Here is a 16,497-nt window from a genome sequence, read left to right as displayed (position 1 = left end):
CGGCCGCCGCGGGCTCAGGGGCGGCCCCGCTGGCCCCTCAGGTGCTCGGCGATCGGCTTCAGCCCCTTCTCCAGCTCCACCAGGGACTCCGGTGCCAGCAGGTCGATGAAGTGCCTGCGCACCGATGCCACGTGGTGCGGCGCGACCTTCTGCATCGTCTCCATGCCGTGCTCGGTCAGCACGGCGAACAGCCCCCGCCGGTCGGACTCGCAGTTCTCGCGCCGCACCAGGCCGGCGTTCTCCAGGCGGGTGATCTGGTGCGAGAGCCGGCTCTTGGACTGGAGGGTGGCGGACGCGAGGTCGCTCATCCGCATCCGTACGTCCTCGGACTCGGACAGATTCACCAGGATCTCGTAGTCGTTCATCGTCAGTCCGAACGGCTGCAGATCCTTTTCGAGCTGGTACGTCAACAGCTTGTTGACCTCCAGGTGGGTGCGCCAGGCGCACTGCTCCGCATCGGTCAGCCAGCGCGTGGCCGTCTCGGTCTCCATGAATGAAGTCTACCTAAGAGGTTGAAAGGCGAACTAATGGGGATGGTGTGACCGTGGGCGCGCGTTCGACGTCACACTCCGCAGACTATCCCTCACAACCCGAAGCGGCGCTGGAGGTCCCCCAGCTGTCCGGGAAGCCGCGGTGCGCCCTGGCCCGGTCCGTGCCCGCCCGAGGTCCCGCCGCCGGGCACGCCGGGCTCGTCCGGAACGGCCCCCGTGAACTGCTCCGCCATCAGTTTCTCGGTCGACTGGAGCAGCACCGTGCCGGCGCCCACGAACTCGTACTGGTGCTCCTCGCCGGAGGCCCCGCCGAGGCCCGTCATCGCCCGCAGGCCGCCCATGACACCGGTCAGGTACCCGTGGTCGTAGTGGTGGCACGGGGACGGGCAGTCGGCCCATCCGACCAGTGCCTGCGGGTCCACCCGGAGCGGGGGCTCCAGGAACACCACCGGACCGTTGGACGCCGCCACGAACTTTCCGGTTCCGATGAGAGTAAGAAAACCCGGCACGATCGACTGTTTGAGCGCAAGACTTGGCTGAAACGCAAGCAGGTTGCCCGCGCGAATGGTCAGATTGCCGTCGTCCAGGTCGAACGAATTGACATCGAAGGCCCGGTCGGCGAGCAGCATCTTGCCCGAGCCCTCCGCCACCACCCAGTCGCTCGCGTGCAGCGGCGAATGGAACGACGTGCGCACCAGCCGGTCCAGCCGCCCGTGCCCGATGCCGTTGAACTCGATCGCCCCGTAGTAGGCGATCATCTTCCCCTTCTGCAGGAACCACTGCCCGTTCTTCAGCTCCACGCAGAAGGTGTAGCTGTTGACGTTGTCGTCGGCGGGCAGCGTCATCGGGTCGTACACCACCGGCCCGGAGCCCGGACCTCCGTACCTGCTCACAGCTTCTCCTCCGAGGCCTGGACGTACACCGTGCCGTTCCCGCTCAGCTCCAGCTGGAACGCCTCGCCGCTGCCGCGGCCCACCATGTCGCGCCAGCCCAGCGCGGCGGACAGCTTGTTGCGCACGTCGCCGTGGTGGGCGACGTACGCCTGCGGGTCCACGTGGACCGGACGCTGCGGCGTGATCGCCAGCTCGAACACCCCGCCGTGCGCCATCACGGCGACCGCCCCGTGCCCCTTGAGCGTGGTGGTGAACAGCCCCTGCCCGGTGACCTGCCCGCGCACCATCCCCATGACCCCGCCCTGGGAGCCCATGAACATCGTCCCCTGCTGGAGTGTGCCCTCGAAGGCGAGCAGCCGGTCCGCCTCCACGTACAGGGTGTCGCCGGAGAGGTTGATCACCTGCACATGGTGGCCGCCGTGCCCGAAGAACACGGTGCCGCTGCCCTCCACGGTCATCAGCGGGGTGGCCTCGCCCGCCACCCGGCGGCCGAGCATCGACACCAGGCCGCCCTGGCCGCCCTGGATGTTGGGCGTGAAGGAGACGTCGCCCCGGTAGGCGAGCATGGCGCCGCGCTGGCTGTACAGCCGCTGACCGGGCACCACGGTGGCCTCCACCATCTTCGAATTGACCTCGCGCAGCCCCATCTCACACATCCCCTGCGACGGTGTTGCGCTCACTCGGCTGCACGTACACCAGGCCGTCCCCCTCGAACTTGATCTGGAACGCCTCGCCGCCGCCCTCGCCGAGGAAGGTGCGGAAGGTCACCCCCGACTGGAAGGACTGCCGCACGTCGCCCTGGTGGGCGATGTAGGCACCCGGGTCGACGGTCAGCGGGTACTGCGGGCTCACACGCAGCACCACCGCGGGACCGTCCGAGACGATCGCGGCCTGCCCGTGGCCCTCGACGGTGGTCGTGAACAGCCCGTTGCCCTGCGAGGCGCCCCGCAGGCCGGTGAACGTCGTCCCCGTGCGCAGCCCGGCATCGGTCGCGAGCAGATTGCTCGACTCCACGTACAGCTTGTCCCCCTGGAGATCGACGAGGTTGATCTCCGAGGCCCGGTCCGCGAACCAGCACGTACCGTGCCCCTTCACCTCCATCACGGTCATCTGCTCACCGGTGAGCCGTCGGGTCACCATGCCGCGCAGCCCCTCACCGCCACCGGTCAGCTTCTTGAAACTCATCCGCCCGTCGTACGCGACCATCGCCCCGTTCTTCGCCTTCACGGCGTCACCGGTCATGTCGACGACGAGCACCCTGCTGCCTTCAAGTCGAAACATCGCCACCCGGCGACCGTAGCGGGCGCGCGCCGGGCGGGGGAGGGGTTCGGGCCGCGGGCGGGTGCGCCGCCGGGGTGGAACCGGTGCCCGCGGGCGGCCCCCCTCCCGAGGGTGTTTCCACCGTTTGCCACAATGGGTGAACGTTTGTGCTTGCGTTCACAAACCGGCACCGCACGAACCGCCCGACCCCACTCCCACCGAAGGTGACCCGTGGACATCAAGACCGCCACCGCCCTCCGCCGCCTCCGCCTGGTCTCCGCCCCCGAGGCGGTGTCCTTCCTCCTCCTGCTCATCTGCTCCGTGCTGAAGCGGACCACGGACTTCAACGCGGTGCCCGTGCTGGGCGCGATCCACGGCGTCCTGTTCATCCTGTACGTGATCTTCTGGGCCGACGCCTGGAACCGCGCCAAGTGGAGTCCGGGCACCGCCGCCCTCTACTTCGTCCTCTCCGTCCTGCCCACCGGCGGCTTCTTCGCCGAGCGCAAGCTGCGCCGGGCGGCCGAGGATGCGGTCATCGCCGCCCGCGCCCGCAAGGAAGGGGTCGTCAACGCATGATCGTCGCCTTCTCCGTGACACCGCTGGGCGTCGGCGAGGACGTCGGGGAGTACGTCGCCGACGCCGTCCGCGTCGTGCGCGCGTCCGGGCTGCCCCACCGCACCGACGCCATGTTCACCTCCGTCGAAGGGGAGTGGGACGAGGTCATGGACGTCGTGAAGCGCGCCGTCGCGGTCGTGGAGAAGCGTGCGCCGCGCGTCTCCCTGGTGCTCAAGGCGGACATCCGGCCCGGCGTCACCGACGGCCTCACCTCCAAGGTCGAGACCGTGGAACGCCATCTGGCCGGCTGAGCCCGGCAGCCCCCGGCCCAGCGGATTCCGGTTTCACGAGAACCCCGGCCCGACGAGAACCCCGACCCCCAAGGGCATCCCGGCCCGACGAGAACCCCGGCCTCCTCCAGGGCCGGGGTTCTTCATCTCCCCTCGTACGCCCGCCTGTCCGGGAGTTTGAGCGGTCGCTCAAACGGGTGTACGTTGCAGTCCGGTGGTCGAGCGGTCAGTCAACTGCGGTCCGGCTTGGGGGAATTCAGGTGGGGCTCTACGCGGAGACACGTGTACGTGCCGGTCTCGACACGCTCTGGGACCGTACGCAGGATCCCGCCCAGCGCCGCCGCTGGGACCTGCGGATCACCCGGATCACCCCTCTTCCGGGCCCCGCGGACGGACCCCGGCGGTTCCGGTACGCCACGCGCGTGCTGCCCTTCCTCACGCTCTGCGGCATCAGCGTCACCGCCGGGCAGAAGGAGCGGCCCGACGGCACCCGCGCCTCCGCCCTGCGCTTCGCCGCCGCGCACCCCCTCTCCCCGATCACCGAGGGCGGCGGCTACCTCCGCTACGTCCCCGACGGCGACGGCGTCCGCTTCCTCACCGGCTTCGACTACCGCCCGCGCGGGGGCGCCCTCGGCGCGGGGGCCGACCGGCTGCTGCTGCGCCCGCTGCTGGCCTGGGCGACGGCCTGGTCCTTCGACCGGCTGCGGCTGTGGCTGGAACGCGGGATCACCCCCGAGCGCGCCCTGCGGAACTGGCTGGCCGAACTGCTGGTCCGGGCCCTCGTGCTCACCGTGGGCGCCGCCTGCCTCGCGCTCGGCTCCCCGGGCTCCCCGGGCGGCCCGTTCGGTGCCCTGGGCCCCGCCGTGGCGTACCTGTGCCCGCTGCTGCTGCTCGTCGCCATGTCCCTCGCACTGTTCAAGGCGCCCCTGTCCGGCACCCCCGCCGCCCGTCGCTGCCTGCGCACCCCGCCCGCACGCGCGCGTGCCCCGCGCCTGCTGTGCTCCCTGGAGAACCCGTCATGACCGCGGCGGCCCCCGCGGCGGTCCGGCAACGCCCCGGCCCGCGCCCGGTACGCCGGGCGGCGCGCGTATGAGCCCACAGACCGCGAAGTCCCTGGAGACGAAGACCAAGCTCCTCCAGGGCGCGCTGCGGACCCTCACCGAACAGGGCATCGCCGGGACGTCGGCCCGTACGGTCGCGGCGGCGGCCGGGGTCAACCAGGCGCTCGTCTTCTACCACTTCGGCTCGGTGGACGAACTCCTCGCCGCCGCCTGCCGCTACGGCGCGGAGCAGGCGGTCGCCCGGTACCGCAGCCGCCTCGCCGCCGTCACCTCCCTCACCGACCTGCTGGCCACCGGCCGCGCCATCCACGAGCAGGAGCGGGCCGGCGGCCAGGTCGCGCTGCTCGGACAGCTGCTGGCCGGCGCCCAGACCCACGCGGTCCTCGGCCCGGCCACGGCGGCCGGCCTCGACCTGTGGATCACCGAGATCGAGGCGGTCCTCACCCGGGTCCTGGCGGCCACCCCGCTCGCCGGTCTGACCGACCCGGCGGGCCTCGCCCGGGCGGTCGCCGCATCCTTCGTCGGCATCGAACTGTACGAAGGGGTGGACGACCGGGGCGCCCAGGCGGCCCTGGACGCCCTGGAACAGCTCGGCGCCCTGATGGCCGCACTGGACGAACTCGGCCCGGTCGCCCAGCGCGCCGTCCGCCACCACCTGCGCCGCGCGGGCCGCTGAACCGCCACCACCTGCGCCGCACGGGCCGCCGAACCGGTGCCATCCGCGCCGCACCCGGCTCGCCCCTGCCCGCCGGGCGAGGTCACCGCGCCGGCGGGCCCGGCGGCCGAGGCGGCGGGGTGCGGGCGGACCACCCCGGGGCCGGTGCCCCAAGGCGCTGAACGGCTGCGCACCGGCTCCCGCGGACCGGGCGACCGAAAGCCGGGACAGAGCTGACCGGCATATGACCGGCCGGTAGGGTCGAGAGCGTGCCCAAGCCTCTCAGCCTCCCCTTCGACCCCATCGCCCGTGCCGACGAACTCTGGCAGCAGCGGTGGGGCAACGTCCCGTCGATGTCCGCGATCACCTCGATCATGCGGGCCCACCAGATCCTGCTCGCCGAGGTCGACGCGGTGGTGAAGCCGTACGGGCTGACGTTCGCACGCTACGAGGCACTGGTGCTGCTCACCTTCTCCAAGGCGGGCGAACTGCCGATGTCGAAGATCGGCGAGCGGCTCATGGTGCACCCGACGTCGGTGACGAACACCGTCGACCGGCTGGTGGGCTCGGGCCTGGTGGACAAGCGGCCCAACCCGAACGACGGGCGCGGCACGCTCGCCGTGATCACCGAGAAGGGGCGCGAGGTCGTCGAGGCCGCCACCGAGGCGCTCATGGCCATGGACTTCGGGCTCGGCGCGTACGACGCGGAGGAGTGCGCGGAGATCTTCGCCATGCTCAGACCGTTGCGGGTGGCCGCGCACGATTTCGAGGAGTGACCCGGGGCAAGATCTCCCGGATCGGGTCGATACGCTCGGCCCCATGAAAAAGAGCGTGCTGACCCGCTACCGCGTCCTGGCCTACGTCACGGGTGTGCTGCTGGTCCTGCTGTGTCTCGGCATGATCGGGAAGTACCTGCTGCACGTCGACGGCGCCGCACAGTTCACCACGACGGTCGCCATCGCACACGGCTGGCTGTACGTGGTCTACCTGGTCTGCGCCTTCGACCTCGGCTCCAAGGCGAAGTGGCCGGTCGCCAAGCAGCTGTGGGTGCTGCTGGCCGGGACCGTGCCCACGGCGGCCTTCTTCGTGGAGCGCAGGATCAGCCGCGAGCTGGAGGCCAGGGGCGCCGTTGCCGCGCCGGCGGTCGCGTCCAAGGCCTGACCCGGCCGGCCCGCGGCACGGCTGCGCCGTTGCCCGCGGGCCCCGGGTGCCGTTCCCTGTGGCATTCGGCTCAGCCGTCGACAGTTACTAGGACGTCCTAGTAAATTTGTCGGTATGGACGCTCACGGCATTGAGGAGGGCCGCAGCCGCTGGCAGGCCCGGTACGACGCCGCGCGCAAGCGCGACGCCGATTTCACCACGCTCTCCGGCGATCCCGTGGAGCCGGTGTACGGGCCGCGGCCCGGTGACACGTACGACGGGTTCGAGCGGATCGGCTGGCCGGGGGAGTACCCCTTCACCCGTGGCCTGTATCCCACCGGTTACCGGGGGCGTACCTGGACGATCCGCCAGTTCGCCGGGTTCGGCAACGCGGAGCAGACCAACGAGCGCTACAAGATGATTTTGGCCGCGGGCGGCGGCGGGCTCTCCGTCGCCTTCGACATGCCCACGCTGATGGGCCGCGACTCCGACGACCCGCGCTCGCTCGGCGAGGTCGGCCACTGCGGAGTGGCCGTCGACTCGGCGGCGGACATGGAGGTCCTGTTCAAGGACATCCCGCTGGGCGACGTCACGACCTCGATGACGATCAGCGGACCCGCCGTACCCGTCTTCTGCATGTACCTGGTCGCGGCCGAGCGGCAGGGGGTCGATCCGGGCGTCCTCAACGGCACGCTCCAGACCGACATCTTCAAGGAGTACATCGCCCAGAAGGAATGGCTGTTCCAGCCGGAGCCGCACCTGCGGCTGATCGGCGACCTGATGGAGCACTGCGCGGCCGGCATCCCCGCCTACAAGCCGCTGTCCGTCTCCGGCTATCACATCCGCGAGGCCGGGTCGACGGCCGCCCAGGAGCTGGCGTACACGCTGGCGGACGGGTTCGGGTACGTGGAGCTGGGGCTCTCGCGCGGTCTCGACGTCGACGTCTTCGCGCCGGGCCTGTCCTTCTTCTTCGACGCGCACGTCGATTTCTTCGAGGAGATCGCCAAGTTCCGCGCGGCCCGCCGGATCTGGGCCCGGTGGCTGCGGGACGTGTACGGCGCGAAGACCTACAAGGCCCAGTGGCTGCGCTTCCACACGCAGACCGCCGGGGTGTCGCTGACCGCCCAGCAGCCCTACAACAACGTGGTGCGTACGGCCGTGGAGGCGCTGGCCGCCGTGCTCGGCGGGACCAACTCGCTGCACACCAACGCGCTGGACGAGACCCTCGCGCTGCCGAGCGAGCAGGCCGCCGAGATCGCGCTGCGCACCCAGCAGGTGCTCATGGAGGAGACCGGCGTCGCGGGCGTGGCCGACCCGCTGGGCGGTTCCTGGTACGTGGAGCAGCTGACGGACCGGATCGAGGCCGACGCGGAGAAGATCTTCGCGCAGATCAAGGAGCGGGGTCTGCGGGCACACCCCGACGGCCGCCACCCGATCGGTCCGGTCACCTCCGGGATCCTGCGCGGGATCGAGGACGGCTGGTTCACCGGGGAGATCGCGGAGTCCGCGTTCCGCTACCAGCAGTCCCTGGAGAAGGGTGACAAGAACGTCGTGGGCGTCAACGTCCACACCGGCTCGGTCACCGGCGACCTGGAGATCCTGCGGGTCAGCCACGAGGTGGAGCGGGAACAGGTCCGGGTGCTCGGCGCCCGCAAGGCGGCCCGGGACGACGCCGCGGTGCGCTCCGCGCTGGCCGCGATGCTCGACGCCGCGCGCTCCGGGGCCAACATGATCGAGCCGATGCTGGAGGCGGTACGGGCCGAGGCGACCCTCGGAGAGATCTGCGGCGTGCTGCGGGACGAGTGGGGGGTGTACACGGAACCCGCGGGGTTCTGAGCGGCCCACCCACGCTGCCTGCCCACGGCTGGTCGCCCATGCTGCTCGCCTGGGCAGCCGCCCGGCCGGCGGGACACCTTCCCGCCGGCCGCGCCGCCGTTCGGCTCAGAGCTGCTCCACGAAGTACGGTTCCAGGGTCATCCAGCCGTTGCCGCGGGCGCCGTAGCGGGTGCCGGTGTCGCCCCGCGCCAGGGTGTACCAGGAGTCGACGTAGTCCGGGTCGTCCGTCCACCAGTTGTCGGGGAGGGCGTCCAGCACGGCGTTCACGAGCGGGATGTACACGCCCTGGTCGGCGATGGTGAGCAGGACCGAGGCGATGGCCTTGGCCAGCTCCTGGTAGTTGGTGCTGCCGTCGTCCTCCATCATCACGGCGTCGGCCAGGTTGTACTTGTACAGCGACCAGTTGACCAGGATCTGGTTCGGGCTGTACGTGACGCCGTCGTTGTCGAGGTACGGCATGTCGACGGGATCGACGCGCACCTTGCCGTCCTGGCCGAAGCCGGTGACGAGGGTGTAGATCTCCGCGTCGCCCTTGATCCAGGGCTCCTCGTCGTCGGAGAGCCGCACCTGATTGATCCTGGTGGTCCAGAACCCGGCGCCGGCCGCGCGCGCCGAGGGGCGCGGGGCGCCGGAGGCCAGCCCCTGCCGGGCCAGTTCCCGGTCGAGCACGTCGAGGCCCGCCGACAGGGCCTTGGAGCCGTCGATGTCGATGACGTACACCGGCTGCCGGGGCGCCGTGCGTGCGTCGAGCGTGTGGGCGCGGCCGTGGCTGTCGTACGCGGTGACGGTGGCCGCGTCCTCGTCCGGTCCGGCAGCCGCCACCCACGGGGTGCGCCCGGCGGACAGGGCGGCGCGCATGGAGTCGGCGCCGAGCCGCAGCCGCAGCAGGGAACCGGTGTCGGGGGCGAGGCCCTTGGCGGCGACGATCCGGCGGTCCGCGTCCTTCAGGACGGCTTGCAGGCCGCTGCCGGCCCGGGCGGCGAGGCCGGTGACGGGCACCTCCTGCGAGCCGAGCGCCGCCTCGCGTACGCGGGCACTCCACCCGCGCTGCGACAGCGAGCCGGCGACGGCACGCGCGGCGTCGTCCTCGGCCGCGGTGACCGCGGAGGCGGGCGTGCGGGTGCCGCCGTCCGCCGCGGCGGCCGACGGGGCGGCCAGGCCGGCGGTGAGGGCGACGAGGGATGCGGCGATCGAGACGGCGGCGGCGCCGCGACGGGGTCTGGGTCTCACGTGACTCGGTCCTCCTGTGGCGAAGGGTGGGTGACGCGCGAGCGGGATGGGGCCGGCCGAACGCTGTCTATGCGAGTAGACGGCCAGGCTCAGAGTGACGGAGACATGTCATTGAAGGCAAGGGGGTGGTCCTCGCGCGGCGGGTGAACTTCTCGCGAGGGGGCGGCGTGCGGAAGGGAGACGCGGCCGGGTGCCGTCGGGCTCGCGCGGTGGAACCGCCGAGCGGTGTGCCGGGTCCGGCGCCGTCCGCCTGCACGGTGCGGAGACCGCCGGCGCGGGGACCGTGTCGGACCGTGCGGGCCTGCTCAGACCGCCGCTGCCGTGAGGCCGCGCAGGAGCACCGCGGTGAAACGGGACGCCCAGTCGGTGTCGACCGGCTCACAGGAGACGAGCGTCCGGTGCACCACCGCCCCGGCGACCATGTCGAAGACCAGGTCGACCTGGGGCCCGGGCTCCCCGTCGTCGGGCGGCAGCTCGCCGCGCTCCTGGGCGCGTCTGCGTCCCTCGACGACCAGGCGTTTCTGCCGGTCCACGATCGCCTCCCGGATCCGGACGCGCAGCGCCGCGTCCTGGGTGGCCTCGGACACCACCGCCATCAGAGCGGTCTTCGCCGCCGGCAGCTCCAGCAGGGCGGCGAACTGGCGGACCACGCCCTCGACGTCGGCGGCGAGGCTGCCGCGGTCGGGCACTTCGAGTTCGTCGAAGAGTTCGGCCACCGCGTCCACGACGAGTTCGTTCTTGCCCGCCCAGCGCCGGTACAGCGTCGTCTTCGCAACCCCGGCCCGCGTCGCCACGTCCCCCAGGGTGAGCCTCGACCAGCCCAGCTCGACCAGCGCCTGCCGGGTCGCGGCCAGGATCGCGGCGTCCGCGGCAGCGCTGCGCGGGCGGCCCGAGCGGGGGGCGGGGGTGCGGCTCTGCATCCCCCGACCATAACGGGCGGGTTCTGTGTGGCCGTGAGGGAGATCACCGGGCCGCGGTGCCGCCGCGGCCCCGGTAGGCATTACGCTACGGGTCGTAGCGAAAGCCGGCGCGGGACGTGCACGGGCGAACGCGTACGCGAACGGCGAGCGGATGCGTGGGGCCGGGACAGGGCGCATTTCACATCGCTTTTCACACACGCACGGGAACGGGGGAGGATAGGCGCATGCAGCCACGGAACATGTCCATGAGCGGCGTCGTCGACCTCGCCGCGGTCAAGGCGGCCCAGGAGGCCAAGGCCAAGGCCGAGCAGACGCGCGCCGAAGCCGCCCGGCAGGGCGGAACGCGGGCCGTCTCCCCGGCCGATCTCGTCATCGACGTCGATGAGGCGGGCTTCGAGCGCGATGTCCTGCAGCGCTCCGCCGAAGTGCCGGTCGTCATCGACTTCTGGGCCGAGTGGTGTCAGCCCTGCAAGCAGCTGAGCCCGGTCCTGGAGCGGCTCGCCGTCGAGTACAACGGGCGCTTCCTGCTCGCCAAGATCGACGTCGACGCCAACCAGATGCTGATGCAGCAGTTCGGGATCCAGGGGATCCCTGCCGTCTTCGCCGTCGTGGCGGGACAGGCGCTGCCCCTCTTCCAGGGGGCCGCCGCGGAGCAGCAGATCCGGCAGACCCTCGACCAGTTGGTGCAGGTCGCCGAGGAGCGCTTCGGGCTGACCGGTCTGAGCGTCGACCCGGACGCCGAGCAGGGCGAGGCCGAGCCGGCCGAGGTGCCGGCCGGTCCTTACGACGCCCTCCTGGAGGCCGCCGTCCAGGCGCTGGACGCGGGGGACCTCGGCGGTGCGGTCCGGGCGTACCAGAACGTGCTGAGCGACGACCCGGGCAACACCGAGGCGAAACTGGGCCTGGCCCAGGCCGAGTTGCTCCAGCGGGTGCAGGGCGCCGATCCCCAGCAGGTGCGCAAGGAGGCCGCCGAGAAGCCGGCCGATGTGCAGGCGCAGATCGCCGCGGCCGACCTCGACCTGGTCGGCGGCCATGTCGAGGACGCCTTCGGGCGGCTCATCGAGACCGTGCGGCGCACGGCGGGCGAGGACCGGGACGCCGTGCGGCGCCGGCTGCTGGAGCTGTTCGAGGTGGTCGGGGCGGACGACCCGCGGGTCATCGGGGCGCGCAGGGCGCTCGCGCGGGCGCTGTTCTGAACCGGCGCCCCGGACGGGGCGAGGGTCGTGCTCTGACCAGTTGCTAAACGCAAGGGCATGTGATGCCCGCGTGAAGGATTCGCTGACGGGACGTCAGGGCGGCCGCGTTTTGCCAAATCTTGGCAATCGCGGCCGCTGTTACTCGGAGTAAATCAGGGCAGTTGGTCTGTCTGGTTTGGCCCGGATGTCAATGGTTTTGTTCTGCCCTTGAGTACGACTGAGTGTCGCGTTCTGGGATCACTGAGTCGTGCTTCGGTTATCCGGTCGTTACTAGCCAGTAACGAACCCCCTTGTGCACGCGGCCAGAATGCACCACGATCGGCGACGCTCGGTCCATTCCCGTACCCCGGCAGCCGGCCGGCGGCGCGGGACCAACTGGGTCCCCACCGAGCAGAGTCGGCGGCAGTGGCGCCGGCTCCAGGGCAGGGGGGTCTTCGTCACCACGGCGAAGCCTGCCCGGCAAGGTTGTGCGTGATGCGTGTCAGGCGCGACCAGTGGTTGTCGCTCGGGGGTGAACGCCGGTGATTTCGGGCGCGGTACGTGTCCCTGAGCGCAGGCGCTCTCCTTCCCGAGGACGTAGCACTTCTCCCATCCCTGCCCGGCCAACCCGCCGACTGGGGGCGAGTCCGGGCCAGGAGATGTACGTCCGAGAAGGAGGAAACATGGAGTCCCAGGTGCGTGGCGGGACCAGATGGAAGCGGTTCGCTGTGGTGATGGTGCCCAGCGTCGCCGCCACGGCATGCATAGGTGTGGCCCTCGGGCAGGGCGCTCTCGCGGCGTCGTTCAGTGTGTCCGGGCAGTCGTTCAAGGTGACGGCGGATTCGCTCCACGGCGTGGGCTTCGCGCAGTACGGAGCGGTCGACTCGGGGTACACCCTCTCTGGTGAGAAGGTGAGTCACCCCGTCGCGGTCTCGTCGTTCAAGAGCGCGACGATCCAGAAGATGTGCCAGTCGGTCGTCACCCCGATTCCGGTGCTCGGCGACTTCACCCTGCGGCTGGAGGCGGGGGACAGCCCGCAAGAGTCCAAGCAGGTCCAGGCCAAGAACCTGTACATCGACATTGAAGACCTTCAGGCCGACGCCACGTTCCACAACATCGACATCGGCGTGGCGGCCGGCGACACGGGCCCGGGCAAGGGAGGCAAGGGCCCGGGCATGAAGGGCGGCAAGGAGCAGGCGAATCCGAACGGATTCGCCCAGCAGGCCGAGTCCGCGGACCTGGTCGGCGTGAAGCAGACGGCGTGGGCGACCACCGCCGGAACCTTCAAGCTCAGCGGTCTGCACATGTCGCTGCACAGGGACAAGGGCGAGGGAATCGAGTGCTATTGAGCACTCACTGACGGGCGGGGGAGCCGAAGGCGCCCCCGCCCGTCCGCACTCGGGCCGCGTCTTCACACGCGGAGCACATCACCACCACAGCAATGCCGTACCAGGGAGCTGTATTCCATGAGCGCCGAGACTCCTGCCGTGCCGGGCCAGTTCACTCGCCGGAGGCTGCAGTTCCGCGCCTGGCGGGGGACCCGTCCGTTCTGGGGCGGCCTGTTCGTCCTGCTCGCCGGCTTTCCGATCATGTACTTCCCGTACGCGCATCTCCAGCTCGGGCATCTGACCCTTGCGATGTCCACCACCGCGGGAGCCGGATCCCTGATCATCGGCGTGCTCCTCGTCGTGCTGGGCATCAGTCTCTGGTTCCAGCAGCACGTACGGACTTTCGCGGGAGTCGCCGCGATCCTGCTGGCACTGGTGTCCATCCCCGTCTCCAACTTCGGCGGCTTCGTCGTCGGCTTCCTGCTCGCGCTGATCGGCGGGGCGATGGCCGTGTCGTGGGGACCGGGAGCACCGGTGGCAGCGCAGCCGGCCGCGGCGGGGATCACGGGCGAGGGCGGCGCCGCCGACGCGGTGCCGACCGGTCCGGCGAGCCCGGTCCACGAGGTGAACGACCTGTCAGGAACGAACCCGCGCAACGGCGCGAACGGGAGGCACAGTGCCGGCTGACGAGGTGACCCACGGGACCGATGTGGACGAGTCCCGTGCGAGAACCGGGCCACGCCACGCGGCACCGAGAAAGCCGCTGTTCACCAGGTTCCACATGCCCGCCGGCAAGGCGATAGCGTCCGTGGCGATGCCGACGGCGGTCATCATGGGCATGGGGTTCACGTCCACGCTCGCCCTCGCCGACAACAACGACGCGTCGGCCAAGTCGTCGAAGAGTCTGACGGCCGACGAGTACAAGGACTGCGTCACGGCCCTGAAGGCGTCGCCGGAGGCCTCGGCCTCGGCCTCGCCGTCACCGTCCGGTTCGCCCAGCGCGAGCAAGTCCCCGGACCAGGCCACGCCCAGCCCCTCGGCCTCCGCCAGCGGCGCCAAGGACGGGTCGCGCAAGGCTTCTTCGTCGGATTCAGGTTCCGACGACAAGGCCACCCCTCGTCCGTCCGCGTCCAAGCCGGCCTCGTCGGCGAGCGGTTCGGGCGCCGCGGGCTCGGGCGCCGCCACGCCCAGCCCGTCGGCGTCCGCGGGCGGCGGGCTGCTCGGCTCGCTCGGGGACACGCTCACCGGCATCTTCACCGGAGGCGCCAAGGGCACGAACTCCTCGCCGAGCGCGAGCGCGAGCCCCACACCCTCCCCGTCGGCGTCCGCGACGGATTCCGCGACGGATTCCGCCGACGGCAAGGACGCCGGGGGAGGCAAGACGCCCGGCGACACCGTCAAGGACACAGTCGACAAGGTCACCAAGTCGGTCGGGGACACCGTCAAGGACACCACCGGCAAGGTGTCCAAGACGGTGAAGGACACCACGGACACGGTGGACGAGGCGGCCGGCTCCCTCGCCTCGCCCAGCCCGTCGGCGAGCGCTTCCGACGACTGCCCTCTCGCCAGTGACGACACGGGCGGGGTCGACAACAAACTGCCGGTGGCCGACGACCCCTGGCACCTGGACGCCAGTTCGCTGCTCCTGAAAGACGCCGACTACCAGGGCATCGTCGAGGTGAAGTGCGCCAACGGGACCACCAAGAAGGTGCTGAAGTACGTCATCTCCGGCGGTACCGACATCGGTGACCTGCACCAGACGGTTATGGACAAGGACGCGGGCAAGACCTACCACGTGCAGGCCGCGGCCGGTTCGACGTCCACGATCCGCGACGGTGACACGGTGATGTACACGGAGAGCATCTCCGGGAACCTGTTCGGTCTGATCCCCGTGACGTTCAGCCCGGACAGTCCGCCGCCGCTGAACATCCCGCTGATCTATTTCACCAACGTGAAGGTGATCCAGGCCGCCCAGTTCGGGGGCAGCCTGCACGTGCCCGGCATGCACGTGTACACCACCGACTGAGCGCCTCCGCAAGCCCGTTCGGGAGCCGCACGAGCTGTGGCCCGGCCGCCCGCCCAGGCGGGGCCGGGCCACAGTGCTGTGCGCGGCCGGTGACACGGCACGGCATGGGCCCACGGGGAAGCCGGCCACCGGCACCCCGGAGAAACAGCGAGGGTGCCCTCTGTCACAGGGGACGCCCTCGCTGTCGTACCAAGCCCTTGTGGGGCTCGTTACTTGGTCTCGCCGCCCAGGTGGTGGACGCGGACCATGTTCGTGGTGCCGGGGACCCCGGGGGGCGAGCCGGCGGTGATGATGAACGTGTCACCCGTGTCGAACCGGCCCAGCTTGGCGACCTCCTGGTCGACCAGGTCGACCATCTCGTCGGTGCTGTCCACGATCGGGACGACGTGGGAGTCGACACCCCAGCTGAGCGTCAGCTGGTTGCGGGTGGACTCGTCCGGGGTGAAGGCGATGATCGGCTGGACCGCGCGGTAGCGGCACAGGCGGCGGGCGGTGTCGCCGGACTGGGTGAAGGCGATCAGGCCCTTGCCGCCGAGGAAGTCCGCGATCTCACAGGCCGCGCGGGCGACCGAACCGCCCTGCGTGCGCGGCTTCTTGCCCTGGACCAGCGGCTGGAGGCCCTTGGAGAGCAGTTCCTCGTCGGCCGCGGCGACGATCCGCGACATCGTCCGGACGGTCTCGACCGGGTACGCGCCCACGCTCGACTCGGCGGACAGCATCACCGCGTCGGCGCCGTCCAGGATCGCGTTGGCCACGTCGGACGCCTCGGCGCGGGTCGGGCGGGAGTTGGTGATCATCGACTCCATCATCTGGGTCGCCACGATCACCGGCTTGGCGTTGCGCCGGCACAGCTCGATCAGGCGCTTCTGCACCATGGGGACCTTCTCCAGCGGGTATTCGACGGCGAGGTCGCCACGGGCGACCATCACGCCGTCGAACGCCATCACGACGTCCTCCATGTTCTCGACCGCCTGCGGCTTCTCCACCTTGGCGATGACCGGGACGCGGCGGCCCTCCTCGTCCATCACCTTGTGGACGTCGGCCACGTCCCGGGCGTCCCGGACGAAGGACAGCGCGACCATGTCGCAGCCCATGCGCAGTGCGAACCGCAGGTCGTCGATGTCCTTGTCGCTGAGCGCCGGCACGTTCACGGCCGCGCCGGGCAGGTTGATGCCCTTGTGGTCGGAGACCACGCCGCCCTCGATGACGATCGTGCGCACCCGGGGGCCCTCGACGTCCAGGACCTTCAGTTCGACGTTGCCGTCGTTGATCAGCACCTGGTCGCCGCGCGACACGTCACCCGGCAGGCCCTTGTACGTCGTGCCGCAGATGTTCTTGTCGCCGGGGACGTCCTCGGCCGTGATGATGAACTCGTCGCCGCGCTCCAGCTCCACCGGGCCCTCGGCGAAGGTCTCCAGCCGGATCTTGGGGCCCTGGAGGTCGGCGAGGACGCCGACGGCACGGTTGGTCTCCTTGGCCGCGGCGCGGACGCGGTCGTACCGCGCCTGGTGCTCGGCGTGCGATCCGTGGCTGAAGTTGAACCGTGCCACGTTCATGCCCGCCTCGATCATGGAGACGAGCATCTCGTGGGAGTCGACCGCAGGGCCGAGAGTACAAACGATTTTCGAACGGCGCAT

18 protein-coding genes are annotated in these 16,497 nt (G+C 70.7%); 11 read left to right on the top strand and 7 right to left on the bottom strand.

Features of this window, described 5'->3' with window-relative positions:
• Positions 1–14: 14 nt before the first annotated feature.
• The 4 genes from ACFYPJ_RS09665 to ACFYPJ_RS09650 form a co-directional block, all read right to left on the bottom strand.
• Positions 15–491, bottom strand: coding sequence for a MarR family winged helix-turn-helix transcriptional regulator (locus tag ACFYPJ_RS09665; protein ID WP_389013112.1), 477 nt, complete (start codon positions 489–491; stop codon positions 15–17).
• 92 nt (positions 492–583) lie between these two features.
• Positions 584–1,384 carry an AIM24 family protein gene (locus ACFYPJ_RS09660; protein ID WP_389013109.1) on the bottom strand — a complete coding sequence of 267 codons (801 nt, stop codon included), beginning with the start codon at positions 1,382–1,384 and terminating at the stop codon, positions 584–586.
• Complete coding sequence (locus tag ACFYPJ_RS09655) at positions 1,381–2,031, bottom strand: AIM24 family protein (RefSeq protein WP_389013985.1); 651 nt, start codon at positions 2,029–2,031, stop codon at positions 1,381–1,383. Before ACFYPJ_RS09655 ends, ACFYPJ_RS09660 begins: the two co-directional genes overlap by 4 nt.
• Before the next feature lies 1 nt (position 2,032).
• Positions 2,033–2,665 (bottom strand): AIM24 family protein, encoded by a 633-nt coding sequence (locus tag ACFYPJ_RS09650; RefSeq protein ID WP_389013982.1) that lies wholly within the window; start codon positions 2,663–2,665, stop codon positions 2,033–2,035.
• A gap of 210 nt (positions 2,666–2,875) precedes the next feature.
• On the opposite strand from ACFYPJ_RS09650, the gene ACFYPJ_RS09645 reads away from it, so the two are divergent.
• The 7 genes from ACFYPJ_RS09645 to ACFYPJ_RS09615 all read left to right on the top strand — a co-directional run bounded on the left by ACFYPJ_RS09645 (position 2,876) and on the right by ACFYPJ_RS09615 (position 8,181).
• Complete coding sequence (locus tag ACFYPJ_RS09645; RefSeq protein WP_389013106.1) at positions 2,876–3,220, top strand: DUF3817 domain-containing protein; 345 nt, start codon at positions 2,876–2,878, stop codon at positions 3,218–3,220.
• On the top strand, positions 3,217–3,510 hold the full coding sequence (locus tag ACFYPJ_RS09640) for an MTH1187 family thiamine-binding protein (RefSeq protein WP_389013103.1): 294 nt from the start codon (positions 3,217–3,219) through the stop codon (positions 3,508–3,510). Before ACFYPJ_RS09645 ends, ACFYPJ_RS09640 begins: the two co-directional genes overlap by 4 nt.
• A gap of 239 nt (positions 3,511–3,749) precedes the next feature.
• Positions 3,750–4,511, top strand: a complete 762-nt coding sequence (locus tag ACFYPJ_RS09635; protein WP_389013100.1) for an SRPBCC family protein — start codon at positions 3,750–3,752, stop codon at positions 4,509–4,511.
• A gap of 67 nt (positions 4,512–4,578) precedes the next feature.
• Positions 4,579–5,226 carry a TetR/AcrR family transcriptional regulator gene (locus ACFYPJ_RS09630; protein ID WP_389013097.1) on the top strand — a complete coding sequence of 216 codons (648 nt, stop codon included), beginning with the start codon at positions 4,579–4,581 and terminating at the stop codon, positions 5,224–5,226.
• Positions 5,227–5,474: 248 nt separating this feature from the next.
• Positions 5,475–5,981 (top strand): MarR family winged helix-turn-helix transcriptional regulator, encoded by a 507-nt coding sequence (locus ACFYPJ_RS09625; RefSeq protein WP_389013094.1) that lies wholly within the window; start codon positions 5,475–5,477, stop codon positions 5,979–5,981.
• A gap of 43 nt (positions 5,982–6,024) precedes the next feature.
• Positions 6,025–6,366: a DUF3817 domain-containing protein gene (locus ACFYPJ_RS09620; RefSeq protein ID WP_389013091.1), complete on the top strand. Its 342-nt coding sequence runs from the start codon at positions 6,025–6,027 to the stop codon at positions 6,364–6,366.
• 114 nt (positions 6,367–6,480) lie between these two features.
• On the top strand, positions 6,481–8,181 hold the full coding sequence (locus tag ACFYPJ_RS09615; protein WP_389013088.1) for a methylmalonyl-CoA mutase: 1,701 nt from the start codon (positions 6,481–6,483) through the stop codon (positions 8,179–8,181).
• 105 nt (positions 8,182–8,286) lie between these two features.
• Here ACFYPJ_RS09615 and ACFYPJ_RS09610 read toward each other — a convergent pair whose 3' ends face one another.
• Together ACFYPJ_RS09610 and ACFYPJ_RS09605 are read right to left on the bottom strand one after the other, a co-directional pair.
• Entirely contained in the window at positions 8,287–9,411 is a 1,125-nt protein-coding gene (locus tag ACFYPJ_RS09610; protein ID WP_389013085.1) for a DUF3103 family protein, read from the bottom strand.
• 305 nt (positions 9,412–9,716) lie between these two features.
• Positions 9,717–10,331, bottom strand: coding sequence for a TetR/AcrR family transcriptional regulator (locus ACFYPJ_RS09605; RefSeq protein ID WP_389013082.1), 615 nt, complete (start codon positions 10,329–10,331; stop codon positions 9,717–9,719).
• Positions 10,332–10,555: 224 nt separating this feature from the next.
• Between ACFYPJ_RS09605 and ACFYPJ_RS09600 the strand changes: the two genes are divergently transcribed.
• From ACFYPJ_RS09600 to ACFYPJ_RS09585, 4 genes are all read left to right on the top strand, one after another.
• Positions 10,556–11,527 carry a tetratricopeptide repeat protein gene (locus tag ACFYPJ_RS09600; RefSeq protein ID WP_389013080.1) on the top strand — a complete coding sequence of 324 codons (972 nt, stop codon included), beginning with the start codon at positions 10,556–10,558 and terminating at the stop codon, positions 11,525–11,527.
• Positions 11,528–12,189: 662 nt separating this feature from the next.
• Positions 12,190–12,855, top strand: coding sequence for a DUF6230 family protein (locus ACFYPJ_RS09595; RefSeq protein ID WP_389013077.1), 666 nt, complete (start codon positions 12,190–12,192; stop codon positions 12,853–12,855).
• Positions 12,856–12,972: 117 nt separating this feature from the next.
• Positions 12,973–13,521 carry a DUF6114 domain-containing protein gene (locus ACFYPJ_RS09590; protein ID WP_389013075.1) on the top strand — a complete coding sequence of 183 codons (549 nt, stop codon included), beginning with the start codon at positions 12,973–12,975 and terminating at the stop codon, positions 13,519–13,521.
• A complete protein-coding gene (locus ACFYPJ_RS09585) occupies positions 13,511–14,860 on the top strand; it encodes a hypothetical protein (RefSeq protein ID WP_389013072.1) in 1,350 nt (449 codons plus the stop codon). Before ACFYPJ_RS09590 ends, ACFYPJ_RS09585 begins: the two co-directional genes overlap by 11 nt.
• A gap of 209 nt (positions 14,861–15,069) precedes the next feature.
• Here the strand turns inward: ACFYPJ_RS09585 and pyk are convergent, their stop codons facing one another.
• The gene (gene pyk / locus ACFYPJ_RS09580; protein ID WP_389013070.1) at positions 15,070–16,497 is read right to left on the bottom strand and encodes a pyruvate kinase; all 1,428 of its coding nucleotides are present in this window, start codon (positions 16,495–16,497) and stop codon (positions 15,070–15,072) included.

The organism is Streptomyces sp. NPDC006012 (genome assembly GCF_042871185.1).
GTDB lineage: Bacteria > Actinomycetota > Actinomycetes > Streptomycetales > Streptomycetaceae > Streptomyces.
This window is presented reverse-complemented; position numbering and strand designations above follow the sequence as displayed.